Source organism: Dietzia sp. WMMA184 (assembly GCF_002441635.1).
Lineage (GTDB): Bacteria > Actinomycetota > Actinomycetes > Mycobacteriales > Mycobacteriaceae > Dietzia > Dietzia kunjamensis.
In genome coordinates this window covers 1001116-1015189 of sequence record NZ_NXEI01000001.1, presented here as the reverse complement: position 1 = coordinate 1015189, position 14074 = coordinate 1001116, and the positions used below count along the sequence as shown (strand labels likewise).

Genomic DNA, 14074 nt, shown 5'->3' with positions numbered 1-14074 from the left:
GTCACTGCCCGAACGCGTGCGGGTGCAGCTCACGGGCGATGGTCTCGGTGGAGGTCGTCATCCGCGAGCTCTCGAAGAAGTCGGACAGCGGGACCACCACGATGCGGTTCTCACGGATCGCCGGCGTCGTGGACATGATGGGCTGCGCGCGCAGGTAGGCGATCTTGTCCTCCGCGCTGGTGGCGCCGTAGTCGAGTACCACGATCGCCTCGGGCTGACGCTCGCCCAGGATCTCCCATGTGGACGTGAGATAGGGGCGGTCGCCCTCGGAGAAGATGTTGTCCGCGCCCGCATACTCGCCGATCAGTTGTCCGATTCCCACGCCGCCGATCGTCGTCGGTTCTGATTCGCCGCCGTCGTAGAAGAACGTGGGGGTGCCGGTGACACCCGACGCATCGAGTGTCTCTCGGACCTCCCTCATCTCGCCGGTAATCCGGTCCGTCAGGTCCCGTGCCCCCGGCTCGACGTCGAGGATCCGGCCGAGTTGGGAGAAGTCGGTCTCGAGCATCGACAGGTCACCGAAGCCTTCTCCGCAATACTCGGAGAACAGGAAGGTGTTGATCCCCGCGGCCTCGAGGGCATCGCGGCTGCGGCCCTCCTTGTCGTCGAAGGCGCTGCGCATCCCGGCCACCACGAGGTCCGGCTCGAGGTCCACGATCTGCTCCCAGGTGGGGTACTCCTCGGCCAGCGAGGGGATGGTGTGGAACTGGTCGGCGACCTCCGGCAGGACGTCGTCCTGCTCGCCGTATCCCATGCCCACGATCCGGTCGCCGGCACCCAGCTGGATGAGGGTCTCGGTGACGTGGTCGTTCATCGAGACGATGCGCTGGGGTGGGGCGTCGTAGGTGGCCTCGCGGTCGCAGTTGGTGATGGTCACCGGGTCGGCGAAGGGTTCGGTTGAGCCCGCGGCCTCCTGCGCCTCGCCGCGGGAGCAACCGGTGAGGGCGATCCCCGCGACGAGCAGGGTGGCGAGCGTGATTCTGGGGTGGCGACGGAACATGATCAGTCCTCGGATCGTGTCGTGCGGTCGACGACACGTGAGACCCGCAGGAGGGTAGGAGTCGACGACGACACCACGTCACCTGACAGGACCCCGGATCGCAGACCACGGCGATGTACTCGGAGTCGCGAACATCCGGGCAGGTAATCGGGCTCGCGGTCACCAAAGTGGCCACACACCGTTGCGGGTCAGCGCCGGATTCCCACCGGTCTTCCCCTGCTCGTTCCGGATGTCAGCAGTACGCCCTCAGGATAGGCACACCGCGTCCGCGAGCGGTGCAGGCACCCCGGCTCGGCGGAGCCGACCACCCGCGCTTCGTGGCCCGGCGACGCCCGAGGACGGCGCGACGCACGACCACACCCAGCACGGCCAGCGCGGCGGTGGCCAGCTGGACGCGGTCGTGCAGCAGAACCGCGCGGCGGATGTCGTCGGCCCGGACCGACCGGCCGTCACCGAGGACCGCCCGGTCCTCCACGCCGTACGGGTACGGCGTGGGCCCGCCGAGCCTGACCCCGAGCGCGCCCGCGCACACGGCCTCGACGACCCCGGCGTTCGGGCTCGGGTGCGCCCGCGCATCACGGAGCCACGCCCGCAGGGCCCCGGCGGGACTCCCGCCCACGGTCGGGGCGCAGACCACCCCGAGCGCGCCGGCCCCCCGGGCCGGCAGGAACCCCAGCACATCGTCGAGCCGCGCCGCAGCGGTGCCGAAGTGGCGGTACCGCTCCGAACGGTGACCCACCATCGCGTCGAGCGTGTTGGTCGCGCGGTGGACGGCGGCGCCGGGCGAACCCGCCACCGCGGCCCAGAACAGCGTCGCCACCGCCGCATCGGAGGTGTTCTCCGCGACCGACTCGACGACCGCTCGCGCGAGATCCTCCGGGCCGAGCGCGGCCGGATCCCGTCCGCACAACCACGGCAACAGGTCCCGGGAACCCTCGTGATCGCCCCGGGCGAGCAGGTCACCCTGCCGCCGCGCGACCTCGAGCAGCGACGACCCGCCCAGGCACGACCACACCACGGCCGCGTCCCACACCACGGCCGCCGCGAGGTTCCTCCCGGCCAGACGGCAGACGACCGTCACCGTCGCAGCCGTGCCCCCCACGAGGACGCCGGTGAACAGCAGGCCCGCCGCCCGCTGCGCGTTGGGCGTCCGGCCGGGCCGCAGCAGGCGCGGCTCCACGGCGAGCGCGACCCGGCCGAAGCCCGCGACGGGGTGAAACCGCCCCGGGTCGCCGACGAGGCGGTCGAGGGCGAACCCGGCCGCGATGCCTGCCGCGCGGGTCGCGAGTGCGGTCCCGTCAGCGCGCGAGATAGCGGACATGCGCCCCCCGCCCGTCATGGGTCACCTCGGCCTCCACTCCGTACACCTCCCGGATCAGGTCGGCGGTGAGCACCTCGTGGGGCGCGCCGCCGGTCACGAGCCGCCCGCCGGACAACACGATCAGATGGTCGCAGAACGTGGCCGCCAGGGTGAGATCGTGCAGGGCCGCGATCACCGTGGTGTCGGTGGAGCGGACCAGGGCCAGCAGGTCGAGCTGGTGGCGGATGTCGAGGTGGTTGGTCGGTTCGTCGAGGACCAGCACACCGGGCTCCTGGGCCAGCGCCCGCGCGATCTGCACCCGCTGCCGCTCGCCGCCGGACAGCGTCGCGTACCGCTGGTCCAGGCGGTCGCCGAGGCCGGTCGTGGCCGCCGCGCGCCGCACCACCCCGTCGTCCCCGGGACCCGGACCCGACCAGGCCGCGCGATGGGGGATGCGGCCGAGTTCGATGACCTCCCGGACCGTGGGGTTCTGGTCGGTGGTCGCCTCCTGCGCCACCAGGGCCACGCGCCGGGACAGGCGTTTGCGGGGGAGTGATCGGATGTCCGTGCCGTCGAGGTGCACCGATCCGGTGTCGGGCCGGAGCAGGCCCGTCAGGATGCGCAGGAGCGTCGACTTGCCGGATCCGTTCGGCCCCAGCACCCCGACCATCGTGCCGGGGGCGGGAGCTACGGTGACGTCGTCGAGGATGGTCCGGCCGCGCACGGACCACGAGACGCCTCGAGCCTCGAGGGTCGACGGGGCGGCGGTCATCGGCCGTGTCCCCGGCGGAGGAGGAGCCCGACGAAGGCCGGGACGCCGATGAGCGCGGTGGCCACCCCGATCGGCAACTCCTGGGGCGCGATCACGGTGCGGGAGACGGCGTCGATCCACACGACGAAGACGGCGCCCATTAACGCCGCGGTCGGGACGAGGACCCGGTGCCGGCCCCCGACCAGGGCCCGCGCGGCGTGCGGGAGTACCAGCCCCACGAAACCGATCGCGCCGCAGGTGCTCACGATGACGGCCGTGACGAGCGCCGTCACCACCATGAGCACCAGCCGCGTGCGGGCCACGTTGACGCCGAGGGCGGCCGCGGCGTCCTGGCCGAAGGTGAACGCGTCGAGGCTGGAGGTGTGCAGCAGGCACGCCACCAGTCCGAGCAGGACCACGACGCCGCACACCGCCACGTCCGACCAGCGGACGGAGGCCAGCGAGCCGAGCAGCCAGAACAGCACGCCGCGGGTCTGTTCCGCGTCGGCGGCGATGTAGACGACGAACGAGGTCACCGCGGAGAACAGCTGGGTCGCCGCGACCCCGGCCAGCACCACCCGGTCGGTGGTGCCGCCGGACGCGAAGGCCAGGACCAGGACGAAGCCGAACGCGGTGAGCGCCCCGACGAACGCCCCCGTGGTGAGCCCGACCGCGCCCGCGCCGACCCCGAGCACCACCACGAGGACCGCCCCGGTGGAGGCGCCCGAGGAGATGCCGAGGATGTACGGGTCGGCCAGCGGGTTGCGCAGCAGCGACTGCAGGATGACGCCGCACAGTGCGAGCCCCGCCCCGGCCAGGGCCGCCATGAGGGTGCGCGGCAGCCGCAGGTTCCAGATGATCCCCTCCTGGATCCGCGTGAGCCCGGAGTCGGCTCCCGTGAGGCGGGCCAGCGCGGACTGGACGACGTCGGCGGCGGTGAGTCCGGACGGGCCGATGGTGATGACGAGCGCCGTCGACACCGCCAGCAGCCCCAGGCCGCCGAGCCATAGGGTGGCCAGCGCGGACGGTCGCCGCAGGGGCGGCCGCCGACGCGGTGGCGCCGGGACCACCGGGGCGGTGGTCCTCTCGGGTGCGAGGGTCATCGGGTCAGTTGGCCGGGTCCGGCTCGGCGAGACCCGGCGTGGTGAGTCCAAGAGCGGTGAGCCCCGCCGCGACGGTCTCCACCCCGTAGATCGTGCGCAGCGACGGGTTCATCTCGGCACCGGTGATGTCGATGAACCGCTTCTCCCGGACCGCCGCCATCTCCCGGGTGACGGGGTTGGACTCGAGGTAGGCGATCTTGGCCTCCGCGGTCTCGGCGGTCTGGCTCTTGCGGGTCAGGTCGCCCACGACGATCACGTCCGGGTCGCGCTCGGCCACGACCTCCCAGCTGATCTGCGGCCACTCCTGGGTGGTGTCGTCGAAAACGTTCTCCAGGCCGAGGGTGGTCGAGATGAGGCCGGGGGCACCGCAGCAGCCGGCCAGGTACGGGGACTCGGAGTTGGCGAACCAGTACATCGCGGAGATCCCGCGGGCGTCGACGCTCTCGGCGGCCTCATCGAGTCGGCGCTGCAGGTCCGCCACCAGCTCGTCACCGGCCTGCTCCACGTCGAAGATCGTCGCGAGATCGGTGATCTCGCGGTAGAGCAGGTCCGGGGTGAGCGGGGTCTCGCGGACGCCGTCCCCGGAGTCGGCGACCTTGCCCACGCAGTCGGTGGGGGAGAGGTACGTACCCACGCCGAGTTCGTGGAACTGCTCGCGGGCGGCGACCCCGCCCTCGCCGAGGGTGCTGCCGAAGGAGGCGGTGACGAAGTCCGGCTCCACGTCCAGGACGGCCTCCATCGACGGCGCGTTGTCGGCCAGGCGGGGGACAGACCTGTTCACCTCGGAGAACTCGGGTAGGACCGGGTCTGTCCAGGTGGCGGTGCCGACCATCCGGTCGCCGAGGCCGAGGGCGTACAGGATCTCGGTGGAGCCCTGGTTGAGCGAGACGACCCGTTCGGGCGGGGCGTCGAGCTGCACCTGCTCCCCGCAGTTCTCGATCGGATCGGTGCCCGGGCCGGCGATCGCGGCCGGGTCGTGGGCGGTGCAGGAGGTCAGGGTGAGAAGGGTGACGCCGGCGAGGGCGACCAGGGTGGACGAACGCATGGGTGTGCTCCGAGGTCGCGGGCCTGCAACGCGAAGCCCGGTGATGACCTGGCGGTTGTCACCGCGAGGGCCAGCCGGTATTCGGACTCGGGATCACCTGGACGGAGCGCCTTCCCAGACCGTGCGGCCCAGTGGCATCGTGCCCCGCCATCACCCTCACCGCTGCGCGTCAGTTCCGGATTCGCACCGGATTCCCGCGACCGATCGGTCTCGCTGGCGATCACAAGGTAACACGCGCTCCAGGGTCAGTACGCCAGCCCCATCCGCATCGCGCCCACCGCCTCGGACAGCGCCGAGCGCGCGAGCGGGGTGGCCCCGACGGCGTTGACGAACGGGTGGACCAGTGTCTCGTGGCGGCGCAGCGAGACCGGGACACCGGCATCGGCCATCTTCCGGGCGTAGGCCTCGCCCTCGTCGCGCAGCGGGTCGAACCCGCCCGTGGCCACGTGGGCGGGCGGCAGTCCCGAGAAGTCCTCCGCAAGCAGGGGGGAGGCGCGGGGGTCGAGCCGGTCCTCGTCGGACCGGATGTAGGTCTCCTCGTACCAGTCCATGTTGGCCCGGGTGAGGAAGAAGCCGTCGCCGAACAGCTCGTACGAGCGGGTCCGCGCGGACATGTTGGTGGCGGGGACGAACAGCAGTTGGAAGTCCGGCATCTTCTCTCCGGCGTCGCGCGTCTGCTGGCAGACCACCGCCGCCAGGTTGCCGCCGGCGCTGTCACCGCCCACCGCGATGCGCGTCGGGTCCACGCCGAGTTCGTCGGCGTGGTCGCGGACGTACCGGAACGCGGCGATCGCGTCCTCGACCGCGGTGGGGAACCGGAACTCGGGTGCCAGCCGGTAGTCCACGCTGATCACCTTGAGCCGGCCCGTCTCGGCGATGTAGCGGCAGGTCGCGTCGTGCGAGTCGACGCTGCCGAGCACCCAGCCGCCGCCGTGGAAGAACACGAGTGCGGGCAGCGTTTCGTCACCGTGGACCGGCGAGTACAGGCGCGCGGGCAGGTCGGCCCGGTCCGGGTCGGTGCCGCCGAGCGGGAGGACGATGTCGGTGACGACGGCGAGGTCGATCTTCTTCCCCGAGACGGTGAACGCCGACCGCTCGACGGCCGAACGTGCCTTCTCGACGGTCAGATCCTCGTATTCGCCCTCGGATGTCATCGAGATGACCCGGAGCCCGGCCTGGAAGTGCGGGTCGAGGACCTGGCCGTCCATCCGTCGCGGGGTCCCGCCCACGAGTCGGAGGAGCGGGCCGGGCAGGAACCCGGCAGCGGTCATGACGGCCTTGGTCAGGCGATCCGGGATCGACGGGGAAAAGTCACGGTGGCCGGACATGGGAGAGCGCATGGGCACATTGTGACGCGGATCCCTGGGATGATCGGGGTAATCGGACGAAGGAGCTGATCATGCGTTCAGAACACGACAGCGTGGTGCGGGTCGAGGGCCTGGTCAAGACCTTCGGCCGCGCCCGGGCCCTGGACGAGTTGGACCTCGACGTGCGCCGCGGCGAGGTCCACGGGTTCCTCGGACCCAACGGGTCGGGCAAGTCCACCACCATCCGAATCCTGCTCGGGCTCATGCGCGCCGACTCCGGGCGGGCGACGGTGTTCGGCGGCGACCCGTGGCGCGACGCGGTCGAACTCCACGCCCGGCTCGCCTACGTCCCCGGCGAGGTGACCCTGTGGCCGCGGCTGACGGGCGGCCAGTGCATCGACCTGCTCGGCCGGGCGCTCGGGGGACTGGACCCGGGCCGTCGGGACGAGCTGATCGAGCGTTTCCGGTTGGACCCGACCAAACGCACGCGTGACTACTCTAAGGGCAACCGACAGAAGGTGTCGCTGATCGCCGCACTGGCCTCCGACGCCGAACTGCTCGTGCTGGACGAGCCCACGTCCGGCCTGGACCCGCTCATGGAGCAGACGTTCCAGGAGTGCGTCCGCGAGGCCGTCGACGGCGGCGCCACCGTACTGCTGTCCAGCCACATCATGGGCGAGGTCGAGACCCTCGCCGACCGCGTGAGCATCATCCGCGACGGCCGCACCGTCACCTCGGGGACGCTGGCCGATCTGCGGCGTCACACGACGACCGAGGTCCACGCCGTCACCGACGCCGATCCGGGTTCACTCGGGCGCGTGACGGGGGTCGACGGCCTGCGGATCGAGCAGGCCGCCGACGGTCGGTTCGAGGTCCGCTGCCATGTGCCGGCCCCGCAGCTGGGGGAGGTCACCGGCCTCCTTCACGCGGCCGGCATCCACACGCTCACCGCGACCCCGCCCAGCCTGGACGACCTGTTCCTCAACGCCTACTCCGGTGCCGGTGCGGCGACCGGAGACGATGGCCGGACAGGGGACCGGCGATGACCTCGCCGTTCTCCGGCACCGGCCTGCTGGCACGCATCGCCCTGCGCACCGGGTGGCGGGCCGCGGCCGCCTGGGTCCTCGGCCTGGCCGCGCTGTACCTCGTCACCGGGCTGTCGATCGCAGCCCTGTACGACACCCCGCAGGAACTCGCCACGTACGGCGCCTCGGTCGGCGAGTCGATGATCATGCTCACCGGCCGGGTGGCCGGGCTCGACACCCTCGGCGGCGTGATGATGAACGAGTACTCGTTCATGGTCGCCTTCGGCATCCCCGTCATGGCGATCGCCCTGACCGCGCGCGCCACCCGCAAGGAGGAGGAGTCCGGACGGTCCGAACTGCTCCTGGCGGGCCGGGTCGGCCGGCTCGCCCCGACGGCGGCCGCCCTCGTCGTCGTCACCGGGGTCTTCACCGTCCTCGGCCTGGCGCTGTGGGCGGCGACCCTCACCGTCAACCTCGACCGCGCGGGCGCGGCGCTGTACGTGGCCTCCATCGTCGCCGCCGGCTGGGTGTACGCGGCCGGCACCGCCGTGCTCGCGCAGGTGTTCGCGCACAGCCGGACCGTGTGGGCGGCGGCGATGACCGTGGCCGGACTGACCTTGATCACACGCGGGATCGGCGACGTCAACCGCAACTGGCTGAGCTGGACCTCCCCGCTGGGCTGGCACGGCCTGACCCGGCCGTTCGGCGAGTCCTCCGTGGTGCCCCTGATCGTCGCCGTCGTCGCCGCGGCCGGGCTCGCCGCGGTCGCACTGTGGCTCGCCGCGCGCCGCGACGTGGGCCAGGGGATGGTCCCCGCCCGGACAGGCCCCGCCACCGCGTCCCGGTGGCGGGCGTCCCGGACCGGGACCGCCGTACACCAGCACCTGGGCGCACTGACGGGTTGGACGATCGGCGTGGTGGCACTGATGGCCATGTACGGCGCGCTGATGAACGTGGTGGTCGAGACGATGATGTCCAACCCCGACCTCGCCGTGTTCCTCGGCGATTCGGGCACCGTGGTCGACTCCATCGTGCAGATGCTGGTGGCGTTCACCGGATTCCTCGGGGCCGGGTTCGCGTTGCAGACCCTCTCCGGGTTGCGCGGGGAGGAGACCGCCGGGCGACTCGAGATGGAACTGTCCACGGGGCGCTCGCGGTGGTCGTGGCTCGCCGCCCACACCGCGGTCGTCGCCGCCGGCACCGTCGTCGTGGTCCTCGCCGGCGCCGCCGCGTTCGGGATCTCCGCTGCCGCCGTGCTCGACGACCCGGACCTGGCGGGACGCATCATCGGCGCCGGGGCGTGGTACGTCCCCGCCGCGCTGGTGTTCGTCGCGATCTCGATCGGTCTGTTCGGCGCATCCCCGAGACTGCAGGTCCTGGGCTGGGCGCCGTTCGCCCTCGCCGTCGTCGTCACCCTCATGGGACCCACGCTCCGGCTCGACGAGGACCAGATGCGCCTGTCCCCGTTCGGCGCGGTGGGCACCGCGCCCGTCGGCCCCGTCAACGCGATCGGCGTGGCCGCGCTCCTCACGGTGACGGTCCTGCTGATCGCGGTGGGCCTGGCCACCTTCCGGCGCCGCGACGTGCCGCGGACCTGACCGCGACACCCGAGCCGACCTGACAGACTGGCTCGCACGGCCGCCACGCCTCACCGGCGCGGCCGTCACGGACACCGGCGCCGCCGGTCGCACGCGAACCAGGGAGGAACCGATGTCGGACGAGTTCGATCGAGACAGGCTCTCCACCGCGCTGTCGGTGGTCACGGACTGGCCGGTGGACACCGTCTCGGCCGCGGTGGTCGGCCCCGACGGCGCCCTCGCGGTCCACGGCGACGACACCCGCGTGTACCGCCTGGCCTCGGTGACCAAGCCCCTCGTCGCGATGGCCGCGCTCCTGGCCGTCGAGGAGGAGGCCATCGGCCTCGATGACACCGCAGGGCCCGAGGGGTCCACGGTGCGTCACCTGCTCGCCCACGCCTCGGGGCTGGACTTCGCCGACCGCGACAAGGTCCGCGCCGAGCCGGGGGAACGGCGGATCTACTCCTCGGCCGGGTTCGAGGTGCTGGCCGACCACATCGCCGACGCCACCGGGATCGCCTTCGGCGACTACCTCCACGAGGCGGTGTGTCTGCCGCTGGGCATGGAGTCCACCACGCTCGAGGGCTCCGCCGGGCACGGGGCCTCTGCCAGCCTGGCCGACCTCATCGCGTTCGCCCGCGAACTCGTGGCCCCGCGGCTGCTCGCGCCCGAGACCCTCGAGGAGGCCGTGACCGAACAGTTCCGCGGCCTCGACGGGATCGTGCCCGGGTACGGCATGCACAAGCCGTGCCCCTGGGGGCTGGGCTTCGAACTCCGCGACGCCAAGCATCCCCACTGGACCGGGCAGCACAACTCGCCCGCGACCTTCGGGCACTTCGGGCAGTCCGGGACCCTGCTGTGGGTCGAACCGGAGATCTCCACGGCGCTGATCGTGCTCACCGACCGCGACTTCGGCGACTGGGCCAAGCCGCTGTGGCCGGAACTGTCCGACAGGGTGGTCGATGCGGCAACCCGGCGTTCGCGCGAAGAGGACTCGCTCGGGGGGTGAGTCCGCCACCCGCGACACGCCCGCACTCGTGCCGGGCGCGGGAATCACCGTGCTGTAACTTTGCTGAGAGTCGAGAAGTGTCGCTGGTGTAATTCGATCACTTCAGGCACAGTGTTAACCACAAGCAACAGAAGCAACATCATTCACACGATTTCGTGAGGTCGTTGGGGAAGACGTCCCTCAGTGAGTCGGGAGTGAAGTGATGTCTGACCATAACTATCTCGCGGATACGACGACCGGCGTGGTGTTCATCCATGCCGCGCCTACCGCGTTATGCCCTCACGTCGAGTGGGCTCTCGCAGCCACGCTCGACGCCAACTCAGCCATGCGCTGGGAAGACCAGCCGGCCCAGCCGGGCGCTCGCAAAGCGATCGTCGACTGGATCGGCCCGGTCGGCACCGGCGCGCGTCTGGCCGATTCGCTGGCCAAGTGGTCGATGCTGTCTTTCGAGGTCACCGAGGACCCGAGCGACCTCGTCGACGGCGAACGCTTCTCCCACACACCCGAACTCGGGATGTGGCGGGGGCAGACGGGCGCCAGCGGCGACGTGGTGCTCAGCGAGAACCGTCTTCGCCATCTAATGAAGGCCGGGCCCGCCGCCTTCCACGCTTCGGTGGAGGACGAGCTCGGCACCGCATGGGACCGCGCCCTCGAACCGCTGCGCGGCCACCCGGCCGCCGCCGAGGTCACCTGGCTCTCCCGGGTCGGCTGACCCGCCGGACCTCCGCACTCCCGCGCTCACTCCGGACAGCGCCCGCCCAGCTCTCGGGGCGGGCGCTGACTCGTGTGCGCGACACGCTGGCGGCGGGCGGCACCCGGCACCCGGCACGCATGCGGCACCCGACACCGGCTGCGGGTGGCCCCCGCGCCCTTCCGGGACACGACTGCGCCCCCTCCCGTCAGATCGGGGAGGGGGCGCAGTCGTCGGGTGCGGATCCTGCCGGAGGTATTCCGGCCGGATTCAGGTCACAGCGGGATGTTCTTGTGCTGGCCGCGGGTGTGCGCGGCCGCGTCCAGCGCCTCGGCGATCCGTCGGCGGGTGTCGGTGGGCTCGATGACCTCGTCGACCACACCGATGGAGACCGCGCGACCCACGCCACCGGCGATGGCCGCGTGCTCATCGGCCAGACGGTCGTGCAGGGCCTCCCGCTCGTCCTCGGGAGCCGCCGCGAGGGTGCGCTTGTGGAGGATGCCGACGGCGGCCTTGGCGCCCATCACCGCGACCTCGGCGTCGGGCCAGGCGAACACGGCGGAGGCTCCGAGAGCGCGCGAGTTCATCGCGATATAGGCACCGCCGTAGATCTTGCGGGTGACGAGCGTGACCCGGGCGACCGAGGCCTCGGCGAACGCGTGCAGCAGCTTGGCGCCGCGGCGCACCACGCCGTCCCACTCCTGCGAGACGCCGGGCAGGTAACCGGGGACGTCCACGATCACGACCAGCGGCACGCCGAAGGCGTTGCAGAGCCGGACGAACCGCGAGGCCTTCTCCGCGGACTCCGAGTTGAGGCAACCGCCCAACCGCAGCGGATTGTTGGCGATGACACCCACGGTGCGGCCGGACATCCGGCCGAAGCCCACCACGATGCTGGGCGCCCACTTGGCCTGCAGCTCCTCGAAGGTGGTGCTGCCATCGAGCTCCGAGGAGTCGAGCAGCCCGTGGACGAGAGGACGGACGTCATACGCGCGCTTCGGTGAGTCGGGGAGCAGGCCCGCAAGATCGGTGTGATCGCCCTCGAGGGCACGCGGGTCGAACTCGCCCTGCGCGGACAGCAGGGTCACCAGACGACGCGCCCGGTGCAGGGCATCACGCTCGTCGGTCGCGGCGATGTGACACACCCCCGACTTGCGGTGGTGCACGTCCTGGCCGCCCAGGCCCTCCATGTCGACCTGCTCGCCGGTGACGGAGCGGACCACGTCGGGACCGGTGACGAAGATCTTGCCGGCCGGCGCCATGATGACGACGTCGGTCAGCGCGGGGCCGTAGGCGGCGCCGCCGGCGGCGGGCCCGAGCACGACGGAGATCTGGGGCACGTGGCCCGACGCGCGGACCATGGCCTCGAATACGAGGCCGACCGCGTGCAGCGCCTCGACGCCCTCCGCGAGTCGCGCCCCACCCGAGTGCCAGACGCCGACGACGGGCAGATGCTCGTCGATCGCCACGTCGATGGCACGCACGATGTGCCGGCACCCGTCCAGGCCCATGGCACCACCCATGACGGTGGCGTCCGTCGCGTACGCGATGGTGGGTTCGCCGTCGATCAGGCCGCGCGCGGCCATGGCGCCGGAGGCGTCGGGCTCGGTGATGAACTCGAGCGAAGCCGGGTCGAAGAGGTTCTCGAGCCGGACGACGGGATCTCGAGGGTCGATCTGGGTGTTCTGGTCAACAGGGCTGGTGATGGTCATATGTGCAGTCCTTTCCTCGGCGCGTGTCCCTGGAAGGGAGAGCGCGCCTGCGATGGACCCCCGGACTGGCTTGTGGGCGATCGGCGTTCGGATCGGGACCCCCGTCCCGGTCCGGACCTCTCGCCCGGCACCCCGCCGTGAGCGGGGTGATCATTGTTGGGCCCTGTGTGGGGGCGGGGACGCGGGCTCGACGTGGTGCACCGACCGCACCTTCGGCCCTGACTGCGTCCCCGCCCCGGCACACGGGGCCGGATGTCAGCTCTGGTCGAGCTTCTGGATGTAGTCGACCGCATCCTGAACAGTACGCAACTTGGCGAGGTCTTCGTCGGGGATCTCAACCCCGTAGCGGTCCTCGGTCTGCACGGCGATCTCCACCATGGAGAGCGAATCGATGTCGAGATCGTCGACGAAGGACTTCTCCGGGGTCACCTCGGAGGGTTCGATCCCGGTGACCTCCTCGACGATCTCCGCCAGTCCTGCGATGATCTCGGCCTCGGTGCGTGCCATGTGGTGTCCCTTTCTGATGGGTGGTGCCGTGCCCGGCGGGCGCGACGGATGGTCTGGTCGCGATCGCCGGCCGGGGCCGACGATCGGGGGTGGGAGGAGCGGTCAGGCGCCGCTGAGTGCGGGGACCGACTCGAGGGCGAGTTCGAGGTCCTCGGGGGTGGTCACGCCGTACCGGGGAACGTCACGCATCATGCGCTTGGCCAACCCGACGAGTGAGCCGGAGGGCGGCAGCTCGATGAACGCATCGACGCCCAACTTGAGCATCGTCTGCGTACAGAGGTCCCACCGGACGGGATGAGTGATCTGGGAGACGACCCTGTCGAGGGCGTCGCGACCGGAGGTGACGACCATGCCGTCGGCGTTGGAGACCAGCGTCAGCTCCGGGTCGTTGACCTCTATCGTGTCGGCCAGGTCGCGGACCTCGTCGACGGCGGAGGCCATGTGGTGGGTGTGGAACGCCCCGGCGACCTCCAGTCGACGCAGGCGGGCCCGGCTCGGTGGATTCTGCTCCAGGGCGTCGCAGGCCTCGAGCGGGCCGGCGGCCACGATCTGGCCCGCGCCGTTACGGTTGGCCGGCTGCAGCCCGGCGGTGTCCAGCGACAGCAGGACATCGGCCTCGACCCCGCCCAGCACCGCGATCATGCCGGTGGGGCGCTCGGCACACGCCCGGGACATCGCGGCACCGCGGACGGACGCCAGACGCAGGGCGTCGGCTTCCGACACCACCCCGGCGATCGCCAGCGCGGCGATCTCGCCGATCGAATGGCCGGCCACCATCGTGTCGCAGGGCACCTGGCCGCGACGGCGCAACTCGGCGGCACCGAGCAGGGCCGAGGCGACGACGAGTGGCTGGGTCACCGCGGTGTCGGTGATCTCCTGCAGGGTCGCGGTCGTGCCGAGACGCTCGAGGTCGAGTCCGCTCGATGCGGACCACTCGTCGAGACGGTCCGAGGCACCGGGCAACTCGAGCCAGGGCGCGAGCATCCCGGCTTTCTGAGACCCTTGTCCAGGGGCAGTAAGGCAAAGCACGGGTATCAGAGAACACGC

Annotated in this window: 13 protein-coding genes and 2 riboswitches; of the genes, 4 read left to right on the top strand and 9 right to left on the bottom strand. The window is 71.5% G+C overall.

All coding sequences use genetic code 11. The features are described 5' to 3' along the window. Position 1: 1 nt before the first annotated feature. The 6 genes from CK206_RS04675 to CK206_RS04650 all read right to left on the bottom strand — a co-directional run bounded on the left by CK206_RS04675 (position 2) and on the right by CK206_RS04650 (position 6539). Positions 2–1000, bottom strand: a complete 999-nt coding sequence (locus CK206_RS04675) for an ABC transporter substrate-binding protein (protein ID WP_096905704.1) — start codon at positions 998–1000, stop codon at positions 2–4. A 120-nt stretch (positions 1001–1120) separates the two neighbouring features. Next, positions 1121–1263: riboswitch (cobalamin riboswitch) on the bottom strand. Next, positions 1233–2321, bottom strand: a complete 1089-nt coding sequence (locus CK206_RS04670; RefSeq protein ID WP_173674766.1) for a cobalamin biosynthesis protein — start codon at positions 2319–2321, stop codon at positions 1233–1235. Its footprint overlaps the riboswitch before it by 31 nt. After that, complete coding sequence (locus CK206_RS04665; RefSeq protein ID WP_096905703.1) at positions 2299–3072, bottom strand: ABC transporter ATP-binding protein; 774 nt, start codon at positions 3070–3072, stop codon at positions 2299–2301. The genes CK206_RS04670 and CK206_RS04665 overlap by 23 nt, the downstream gene beginning before the upstream one ends. Further along, positions 3069–4154 (bottom strand): iron ABC transporter permease, encoded by a 1086-nt coding sequence (locus CK206_RS04660; protein WP_096905702.1) that lies wholly within the window; start codon positions 4152–4154, stop codon positions 3069–3071. The genes CK206_RS04665 and CK206_RS04660 overlap by 4 nt, the downstream gene beginning before the upstream one ends. Positions 4155–4158: 4 nt before the next feature. Further along, on the bottom strand, positions 4159–5199 hold the full coding sequence (locus CK206_RS04655) for an ABC transporter substrate-binding protein (protein ID WP_096905701.1): 1041 nt from the start codon (positions 5197–5199) through the stop codon (positions 4159–4161). Positions 5200–5253: 54 nt separating this feature from the next. Next, positions 5254–5432: riboswitch (cobalamin riboswitch) on the bottom strand. Positions 5433–5444: 12 nt separating this feature from the next. After that, on the bottom strand, positions 5445–6539 hold the full coding sequence (locus tag CK206_RS04650; protein ID WP_254050478.1) for an alpha/beta hydrolase: 1095 nt from the start codon (positions 6537–6539) through the stop codon (positions 5445–5447). A 59-nt stretch (positions 6540–6598) separates the two neighbouring features. On the opposite strand from CK206_RS04650, the gene CK206_RS04645 reads away from it, so the two are divergent. The 4 genes from CK206_RS04645 to CK206_RS04630 all read left to right on the top strand — a co-directional run bounded on the left by CK206_RS04645 (position 6599) and on the right by CK206_RS04630 (position 10829). Then, complete coding sequence (locus CK206_RS04645; RefSeq protein ID WP_096905699.1) at positions 6599–7552, top strand: ABC transporter ATP-binding protein; 954 nt, start codon at positions 6599–6601, stop codon at positions 7550–7552. Next, entirely contained in the window at positions 7549–9129 is a 1581-nt protein-coding gene (locus CK206_RS04640; RefSeq protein ID WP_096905698.1) for an ABC transporter permease, read from the top strand. The genes CK206_RS04645 and CK206_RS04640 overlap by 4 nt, the downstream gene beginning before the upstream one ends. Positions 9130–9241: 112 nt before the next feature. Then, positions 9242–10117, top strand: coding sequence for a serine hydrolase (locus CK206_RS04635; RefSeq protein ID WP_096905697.1), 876 nt, complete (start codon positions 9242–9244; stop codon positions 10115–10117). A 202-nt stretch (positions 10118–10319) separates the two neighbouring features. Further along, entirely contained in the window at positions 10320–10829 is a 510-nt protein-coding gene (locus CK206_RS04630; protein ID WP_096905696.1) for a DUF3145 domain-containing protein, read from the top strand. Positions 10830–11083: 254 nt separating this feature from the next. Here CK206_RS04630 and CK206_RS04625 read toward each other — a convergent pair whose 3' ends face one another. The 3 genes from CK206_RS04625 to CK206_RS04615 form a co-directional block, all read right to left on the bottom strand. Next, complete coding sequence (locus CK206_RS04625) at positions 11084–12520, bottom strand: acyl-CoA carboxylase subunit beta (RefSeq protein WP_096905695.1); 1437 nt, start codon at positions 12518–12520, stop codon at positions 11084–11086. 255 nt (positions 12521–12775) lie between these two features. After that, complete coding sequence (acpM, locus tag CK206_RS04620) at positions 12776–13027, bottom strand: meromycolate extension acyl carrier protein AcpM (RefSeq protein ID WP_067714230.1); 252 nt, start codon at positions 13025–13027, stop codon at positions 12776–12778. A gap of 102 nt (positions 13028–13129) precedes the next feature. Further along, positions 13130–14056 carry an ACP S-malonyltransferase gene (locus CK206_RS04615; protein WP_096905694.1) on the bottom strand — a complete coding sequence of 309 codons (927 nt, stop codon included), beginning with the start codon at positions 14054–14056 and terminating at the stop codon, positions 13130–13132. Between the last annotated feature and the right edge of the window lie 18 nt (positions 14057–14074).

What these genes read in the sequence shown, in the direction of transcription:
- CK206_RS04675 (WP_096905704.1), bottom strand. Translation starts at nt 1,000, where the DNA reads ATGTTCCGTCGCCACCCCAGAATCACGCTCGCCACCCTGCTCGTCGCG.
- CK206_RS04670 (WP_173674766.1), bottom strand. Translation starts at nt 2,321, where the DNA reads ATGTCCGCTATCTCGCGCGCTGACGGGACCGCACTCGCGACCCGCGCG.
- CK206_RS04665 (WP_096905703.1), bottom strand. Translation starts at nt 3,072, where the DNA reads ATGACCGCCGCCCCGTCGACCCTCGAGGCTCGAGGCGTCTCGTGGTCC.
- CK206_RS04660 (WP_096905702.1), bottom strand. Translation starts at nt 4,154, where the DNA reads ATGACCCTCGCACCCGAGAGGACCACCGCCCCGGTGGTCCCGGCGCCA.
- CK206_RS04655 (WP_096905701.1), bottom strand. Translation starts at nt 5,199, where the DNA reads ATGCGTTCGTCCACCCTGGTCGCCCTCGCCGGCGTCACCCTTCTCACC.
- CK206_RS04650 (WP_254050478.1), bottom strand. Translation starts at nt 6,539, where the DNA reads ATGCGCTCTCCCATGTCCGGCCACCGTGACTTTTCCCCGTCGATCCCG.
- CK206_RS04645 (WP_096905699.1), top strand. Translation starts at nt 6,599, where the DNA reads ATGCGTTCAGAACACGACAGCGTGGTGCGGGTCGAGGGCCTGGTCAAG.
- CK206_RS04640 (WP_096905698.1), top strand. Translation starts at nt 7,549, where the DNA reads ATGACCTCGCCGTTCTCCGGCACCGGCCTGCTGGCACGCATCGCCCTG.
- CK206_RS04635 (WP_096905697.1), top strand. Translation starts at nt 9,242, where the DNA reads ATGTCGGACGAGTTCGATCGAGACAGGCTCTCCACCGCGCTGTCGGTG.
- CK206_RS04630 (WP_096905696.1), top strand. Translation starts at nt 10,320, where the DNA reads ATGTCTGACCATAACTATCTCGCGGATACGACGACCGGCGTGGTGTTC.
- CK206_RS04625 (WP_096905695.1), bottom strand. Translation starts at nt 12,520, where the DNA reads ATGACCATCACCAGCCCTGTTGACCAGAACACCCAGATCGACCCTCGA.
- acpM (WP_067714230.1), bottom strand. Translation starts at nt 13,027, where the DNA reads ATGGCACGCACCGAGGCCGAGATCATCGCAGGACTGGCGGAGATCGTC.